Raw genomic sequence first — 7,174 nt, 5'->3', positions numbered from 1 at the left:
GTATAAGGGACAGTGGCAAAGCCTTCCGGACGCTGAACATCCTTGATGAGTTCAGTCGGGAATGTTTGGCTATCAGGGTCGAGCGGAAGCTGAACTCGACCGATGTAATCGATGTCCTGACAGACCTGTTCATACTTCGCGGCGCGCCGAGTTTCATACGTTCCGACAATGGGCCGGAATTTGTCGCCCAGGCTGTCCGAGACTGGATCGCCGCCGTTGGCGCCAAGACAGCTTACATCGAACCTGGGAGCCCGTGGGAGAACGGATACTGTGAAAGCTTCAATGGCCGGTTCAGGGATGAGCTGCTCAACGGTGAAATCTTCTACAGCTTGCGCGAAGCACAAATCCTGATCGAACAATGGAGGAGACACTACAACACAAAACGCCCCCACAGTGCACTGGGCTATCGCCCGCCAGCGCCTGAAACCATCATCCCGATGGATCAGAGGCCGATGATGCACTAACAATCAACTTGGACCAGTCAGATGAGGCTGCTCACAAGCTGTTTGACAGTCCGCAGCTCCTCATAGCTAGCTTTCATTGCATAGCACCTTGTTCTAAAAGAAGAAGAAAAGATAACTATCCTGACCGAGCTTATACGTTTTCGGGCTTCAGGCAAGGTTGTAGTGGCGACACCAGTATTGCTCAGCGTGTGTTGAGAATTGTGGCCGTGGCTAGGGAGGCGTTGAGAAAAAAATGCCCCTAAATTGCCCCTTAAAGGCAAATTCCGCCCCAATTCCTAAAGCCAAAAAAACCCTTAAGCCTTTGCGACTTAAGGGCTTTTTATGGCTCCGGCGGTAGGGATCGAACCTACGACCAATTGATTAACAGTCAACTGCTCTACCGCTGAGCTACGCCGGAACGGTTCGTGCCCTATAGCAATCGGAAATTCGACCGTCCAGAGGGTTTTCACCGAATTCGAGAACTTTTTTCACGCGCCGTCTCGCAGCGTGGTCAGAGCTTGGAAAACTCGGCTGTGGCTGAGAGCTGATCTGTCGGCTCTACTCGGGATTTTCCAAACAAATCTACCAGATGGGCAAAGACGTTTCGTTCAGCAGCGGACAGCAAGGCGGGCGGTGTCTCGGTATAGATGCGTTTGGCCAAGTCACGGGCTGTGGCCGGGCCGTGTTCCAGCGCGACCAAGATCTGTGCCTCGCGCATCATGCGGTGCTCGATCAGCCAGTCCAGACGTCCGGCGGGGTCATTGATGGGCGCGCCATGGCCGGGATGAAATACTGACCAATCGCAGGCGCGCAGGCGGGCGCAAGCAACCATGAAGTCGGTCAGGTCGCCGTCGGGGGGAGATACCAGAGAGCTGGCCCAACCCATGACGTGATCGGCGGTGAAACAGGCGTCCCCAAGGGCAAGCGCGATGTGGTTGCCCAGGTGGCCGGGCGTGTGGATCACGTCGAGCGCCCAGCCGTCACCCTCTATCATCTCGCCATCTGCAACCGTGACGTCCGGTTGAAACCCGGTGTCGATGCCTTCGCCGCCGCCAGCAAGCCCGGCTTGAGCCAGTTCGCTCATCACCGCGCTGCGTCCTGCTTCTGGACCGCCAAAGGCCCAGATCTTGGCGCCGGTCCGCTTGGACAGGGGGGCGGCCAGCGGCGAGTGATCCACATGGGTGTGAGTCACGATGATGTGGCTGATGGATTGACCAGGTTCCAGCGTTGCCAGGATCGCCTCCAGATGGTTAGGAGACATCGGGCCAGGGTCAATGACCGCCAGCTCTCGGTCGCCGATCAGATAGGTGTTGGTGCCACGATAGGTCATCGGTGACGGATTGGGCGCCAGAACGCGCCGGACTCCGGGTGCCAGCTGCAAGGGTTGACCAACGGGGGGATCAAAATCGTCTGGTGGTTGAATCATCTGCTCTTTCTCTCGGCTTGGCTGCCCGTTAGGCTTAACGCATGTCTTTCCGTTGGCTCAAACAATATATGCCACGCAGCCTGTATGGCCGGGCCGCGCTTATCCTGGTTCTGCCGGTTATTGTGCTGCAATTGGTGGTGTCCGTCGCATTTATCCAGCGCAATCTGGAAGATGTCACCAAACAGATGACACTGACCATCGTGCGCGAGATCGAGATGATCGGGGATCAGGCTGAACGGGCTGAAACCCAGAACGAGATGTTGGGAGCGATGCGCCCGTATCTGGCAGCATTGCAGATGCAGGTGCGTTTTCTGAACGATGATGCCGTGCCGGATCGAGATACGCGCTGGTGGTACGATTATACTGGACGCATCGTGACAAAGACGTTCCACAACCGGCTTGAAGGGACGTTGGCCGTTGCGCTTAGTGACAGCCGCTTGGCGCAGGTGTACATCGAAAGCGATCTGGGGCCGGTCGAAGTTTCGTTTGACCGCCGGCGCTTGTCCCCGGCCGCACCCCATCAGTTGATCGTGACTATGGTGTTTTTCGGTGTTTTGATGACGACGATCTCGTTTCTTTACATGCGCAATCAATTGCGCCCGATCACCCGGTTGGCGAATGCTGCGCAAGCCTTTGGCCGTGGGCGAAACGTGCCTTACTGGCCTTCGGGCGCGATCGAGGTGCGCGCGGCAGGCAGCGCCTTCCTGGATATGCGCGCCCGGATCGAACGACAGATCGAACAGCGCACGTTGATGCTGTCTGGTGTGAGCCACGATTTGCGCACGCCGTTGACGCGGCTGAAGCTCGGGTTGTCGATGCTGGACGACGATGATGCGGACCCCTTGCTCAAGGACGTGGACGAGATGCAGCAGTTGCTGGATGCGTTCCTGGAGTTTTCACGGGGCGCGTCCGAGGCGGCGCCCGAACTGATAGATCCGACTGAATTGACCCGCAAGATTGTCGAGGATGCACAACGGGCCGGGCGCGACGTGACGCTTGGCGCGTGCATTGCCGAGGGAGAGGTCCTGCTTCGGCCGCTGGCTATGCGGCGCGCGTTGGAAAACCTGATCGGGAATGCGGTGCGCTATGGGACGCGGGCTCAGGTCAGTATGGTAATGACGCAGAAATCACTTCGGGTCCGGGTCGAAGATGACGGGCCAGGTATTCCGGCAGACTTGCGCGGAGAGGCGATAAAACCGTTTTCTCGCCTTGATCCAGCGCGCAATCAGAACCAGGGATCTGGTGTGGGGCTGGGGCTGGCCATTGTGGCCGACATCGCACGCGCCCATGGCGGTACATTGCGCTTGGGCGATAGCGATGACCTGGGTGGTCTTTGCGCCGACATTGTAATTGGGCGGTGACGCGGCCGACAGGTCAAGAGAACGCAACATCTGTCGCGCAGGCAGGTGCGCGGGGTCCATATGCACCAACGTTAGCGCCTGCGCCTCCCTGCCACGAACTCCTGCTGACTGGCTCGCCATCTCCAAGGGGTCTGCCATGCCGCTGAGATACTTGGGATTCAAGGTGATCTTATTGAGGGCCAAGCCCCTAAGCGCGCGGCGTGTTCCTGAACCCATCCAAGCAAGCGCCAGTTTATCAAGGGGTGTGACTTTACCAGCTGCGTTATCGCCCGGGATCAGCAGCGGTTGCGCGGCGCGCGACCTGTCTTTGGGTGATACAGGCAGGGCTAATTCGCTCTTTTCCAGGGAATGATAGTTGCTGATCTCGACCTTGCTGGGCGAGTCGTTGGTGCGTTGTTTTGCCTTTCATAACGGCGCACATCTGTTCCCCGGAATCGCGGCCCTTGGATTGGAAAGACAGCCATGATGCTCTCGATCTTGCGTTCAGGCGTCGCACCTTGTGCAGCCTGTGGCCGCAGGACGGATCGGTGGTCTACCAAGCCCTGGCCAGCCGCGCATAACGAAGTTGTGCTGAGATTTCGCACAGGGACCTGCTCTCGCATGCAATAGGTTCAGGCTTGCCTGCCTCATCTCAAGACGCCCAATTCAAATGTCTAAATGGTCGTCAATCTTGCCTCAAAAGGCACCGAACAAAGTGCGTGACAAATGCCGAAAGGCGCCTCACTTTCAGGAGTTGGGGGCAGGTTCCTAGGGGATGAGGGACTTGAACCCCCAGCCAAAGCGTTATGAGCGCTCTGCTCTAACCAATTGAGCTAATCCCCCAGGAACAGGCGGTGATTACAACAAAGTCCTTGCGCCGCCAAGGTTTATCGCGGTGGCTGTGGTAAATTATTTTCCGTGCCCGAAACTGTCGGAAAATTGGGCTATTTCCCGTTGCGTCACCCGTGACCGTTGCATGCAGGTCCACAATCGAATAACCCGCGCGCAAGCAAACATGAGGATGAACCGATGACAGCGGGCAAGAACGGGATGACCTACGCCGAAGCAGGTGTGGATATTGATGCAGGCAACGCGCTGGTCGACCGGATCAAACCTGCCGCCAAACGCACCAACCGCTCGGGTGTGATGAGCGGTTTGGGCGGCTTTGGTGCGCTGTTCGACCTCAAGGATGCAGGATACAACGATCCGATTCTGGTGGGGGCCACCGACGGTGTCGGCACCAAGCTGCGGATCGCGATTGACACCGGCGTGGTCGACGGTGTGGGCATCGACCTGGTTGCCATGTGCGTCAATGATCTGGTTTGTCAGGGTGCCGAGCCGCTGTTTTTCCTGGACTATTTTGCCACCGGCAAGCTGGAGACCGAAACCGCTGCCCGTATCATCGAAGGCATCGCCGAGGGCTGTGTGCGGTCCAACTGTGCGCTGATCGGCGGTGAAACGGCTGAAATGCCGGGCATGTATCCCGAGGGCGATTTCGATTTGGCGGGCTTCTCAGTAGGTGCGATGGAACGCGGCGCGGCGTTGCCTGCTGGTGTGGCCGAAGGCGACGTGCTGCTGGGGCTGGCGTCGGACGGCGTGCATTCCAACGGCTATTCGCTGGTGCGCAAACTGGTCGAGGTGTCGGGCCTGACCTGGGATTCGGATTGCCCCTTTGGCGAAGGTTCTGTGGGCGAGGTGCTGCTGACACCTACACGACTGTATGTAAAATCGGTGCTGGATGCGATCCGCGCAGGTGGCGTGCACGCGCTGGCCCACATCACCGGTGGTGGTTTGACCGAGAACTTGCCGCGTGTTCTGCCCGACGAGATGGGCGCCGAGATTGATCTGAACGCCTGGGACTTGCCGCCCGTGTTCAAATGGATGGCCGAAACTGGCGGTATCATTGAGAGCGAAATGCTCAAGACCTTCAACTGCGGCATTGGCATGATCGTGGTGTGCGATGCGGATCAGGCGGATGCGCTGACCGCGTTGCTGAGCGAGGCAGGCGAAACCGTCTCGCGTCTTGGCACCATCAACGGCACACCGGGCGTGACCTATTCGGGCCAGCTGCTGTGAGCCACCAGCGTGTTGCGATCCTGATTTCTGGCGGGGGCTCCAATATGGTGGCCCTGCTCGACAGCATGGTGGGCGACCACCCGGCGCGGCCTTGTCTGGTGCTGTCCAACGACGAACACGCGGGCGGTTTAAAAAAAGCCGCCGAGCGGGGCGTCGCAACCGCGTGGGTTGATCATCGCCCGTTCAAGGGGGATCGCGCCGCGTTTGAGGCTGAGCTGATCAAACCCATTCTTGCCGCAAAGCCGGACATCGTATGTCTGGCCGGGTTCATGCGGGTGCTCACCGGGGGGTTCGTGTCTCGGTTTCAGGGGCGAATGCTGAACATCCACCCGTCACTTTTGCCGAAATACAAGGGCCTCAACACTCACGCCCGCGCGTTGGAGGCCGGCGATGCCGAGCACGGATGCAGCGTGCACGAGGTGACGGCGGCGCTGGACGATGGCCCAATTCTGGGCCAGGCGCGGGTGCCCGTGCAGGATGACGACACGCCAGAAACACTGGCGGCGCGTGTCCTTAAGCAGGAACACCGCCTCTACCCGGCGGTTTTGCGCCGTTTTGCCGGAAAAAACAGCACACCGGTTCACCTTACGTAAGTTTGCTGCCAATCTCTGGCCTGCGGATTTACACAGTCTTGTGATTAGTCTTAAGATTGTAATAATGACCCAAAACGCCGGGATGCAGGCGTAGAAACAAAAAGAAAAACAAGACGGCCGGATGAAAACCCTCACCTCGACGCAAGACCTTGCCGACTTTTGTACGGCCGCAGCGCAGCACCCCTATGTCACAGTCGACACCGAATTCCTGCGGGAACGGACGTATTATTCCAAGCTATGCCTGGTTCAACTGGCATATCCGGGCGAGGGGGATGAAAACGCCGTTCTGGTCGACCCCTTGGCCGAGGGAATATCGCTGGAACCGCTGCACGAACTGTTCCGTAACACGGATGTGGTCAAGGTGTTTCACGCCGCCCGTCAGGACCTGGAAATCTTCTGGATCGACGCCAAAGTGTTCCCTGAGCCGCTCTTTGACACGCAAGTTGCAGCGATGGTGTGCGGCTTTGGTGATCAGGTGGGTTATGAAACCCTGGTGCGCAAGATCTGCAAGCAGGGGCTCGACAAGACCTCTCGCTTTACCGATTGGTCACGCCGCCCGCTGAGCAAAGCGCAACAGACCTATGCGCTGGCGGACGTGACCCACTTGCGCACGATCTATGAATATCTGGCGGCCGAACTGGAAAAATCTGGCCGCAGCCATTGGGTCACCGAAGAACTGGCCATCCTAACGGCACCTGAAACCTACAACATTCGTCCCGAAGACGCTTGGAAGCGTGTGAAAACGCGCACGACGTCAGGTAAATTTTTGGCGGTGGTTAAGGAACTGGCGCAGTTCCGCGAGGAATATGCCCAAACAAACAATGTGCCCCGCAACCGTGTGTTCAAAGACGACGCAATGGTCGAGCTGGCCTCGACCAAACCGAGCAGCGGCTCGGATCTAGGCGGGTCGCGGTTGTTGTTGCGCGAGGCGCGCAAAGGGGCGATTTCCGAAGGTATCCTTGCTGCTGTGAAGCGTGGCGTGGAATGCCCGCCCGAAAAGCACCCCACGATTGATAAAAGCCGTGACAAGCTGCAGGTTAACCCGGCGTTGGCAGACCTGTTGCGGGTTTTGCTGAAATCCAAGACCGAAAGCGCGGGCGTTGCGGCCAAGTTGATCGCACCCAGCTCGGATCTGGACGCAATCGCTGCAGGCATGCGTGATGTGCCCGCACTCAGCGGTTGGCGGTATGAGGTTTTTGGTGAAGACGCGCTGCGATTGTGCGAGGGTGAAATCGCGCTCACGGCCAAAGGGCAGGCCGTGAAGGTTGTTTCTCTGGGTTGACCGAGGCGGGCGCG

The 7,174-nt window shown here is 58.4% G+C and carries 6 protein-coding genes and 2 tRNA genes; 5 read left to right on the top strand and 3 right to left on the bottom strand.

The features are described 5' to 3' along the window. On the top strand, nt 1–464 hold a 464-nt coding region (locus G6R15_RS07685; RefSeq protein ID WP_164659194.1), incomplete at its 5' end, for an integrase core domain-containing protein. A 322-nt stretch (nt 465–786) separates the two neighbouring features. Here G6R15_RS07685 and G6R15_RS07680 read toward each other — a convergent pair. Further along, a tRNA-Asn gene (locus G6R15_RS07680) sits at nt 787–861 on the bottom strand. Nucleotides 862–954: 93 nt separating this feature from the next. Further along, complete coding sequence (locus G6R15_RS07675) at nt 955–1,866, bottom strand: MBL fold metallo-hydrolase (RefSeq protein WP_164659291.1); 912 nt, start codon at nt 1,864–1,866, stop codon at nt 955–957. Nucleotides 1,867–1,910: 44 nt separating this feature from the next. On the opposite strand from G6R15_RS07675, the gene G6R15_RS07670 reads away from it, so the two are divergent. Next, entirely contained in the window at nt 1,911–3,230 is a 1,320-nt protein-coding gene (locus G6R15_RS07670) for an ATP-binding protein (protein WP_164659192.1), read from the top strand. 748 nt (nt 3,231–3,978) lie between these two features. On the opposite strand, the gene G6R15_RS07665 is transcribed toward G6R15_RS07670, so the two are convergent. Beyond that, nucleotides 3,979–4,052: transfer RNA gene (locus tag G6R15_RS07665), tRNA-Ile, on the bottom strand. A gap of 186 nt (nt 4,053–4,238) precedes the next feature. On the opposite strand from G6R15_RS07665, the gene purM reads away from it, so the two are divergent. The 3 genes from purM (at nt 4,239) to rnd (ending at nt 7,160) form a co-directional block, all read left to right on the top strand. After that, nucleotides 4,239–5,285 carry a phosphoribosylformylglycinamidine cyclo-ligase gene (gene purM / locus G6R15_RS07660; protein WP_164659191.1) on the top strand — a complete coding sequence of 349 codons (1,047 nt, stop codon included), beginning with the start codon at nt 4,239–4,241 and terminating at the stop codon, nt 5,283–5,285. Further along, complete coding sequence (gene purN / locus G6R15_RS07655) at nt 5,282–5,878, top strand: phosphoribosylglycinamide formyltransferase (protein WP_164659189.1); 597 nt, start codon at nt 5,282–5,284, stop codon at nt 5,876–5,878. Before purM ends, purN begins: the two co-directional genes overlap by 4 nt. A gap of 121 nt (nt 5,879–5,999) precedes the next feature. Further along, nucleotides 6,000–7,160, top strand: coding sequence for a ribonuclease D (gene rnd, locus G6R15_RS07650; protein WP_164659187.1), 1,161 nt, complete (start codon nt 6,000–6,002; stop codon nt 7,158–7,160). Nucleotides 7,161–7,174: the final 14 nt, after the last annotated feature.

The organism is Tropicibacter sp. Alg240-R139 (genome assembly GCF_900537075.1).
GTDB lineage: Bacteria > Pseudomonadota > Alphaproteobacteria > Rhodobacterales > Rhodobacteraceae > Falsiruegeria.
This window is presented reverse-complemented; position numbering and strand designations above follow the sequence as displayed.

Bases quoted from the DNA above. Each gene is read 5' to 3' on its own strand.
- rnd (WP_164659187.1), top strand. From the start codon at position 6,000: ATGAAAACCCTCACCTCGACGCAAGACCTTGCCGACTTTTGTACGGCC.
- purM (WP_164659191.1), top strand. From the start codon at position 4,239: ATGACAGCGGGCAAGAACGGGATGACCTACGCCGAAGCAGGTGTGGAT.
- G6R15_RS07670 (WP_164659192.1), top strand. From the start codon at position 1,911: ATGTCTTTCCGTTGGCTCAAACAATATATGCCACGCAGCCTGTATGGC.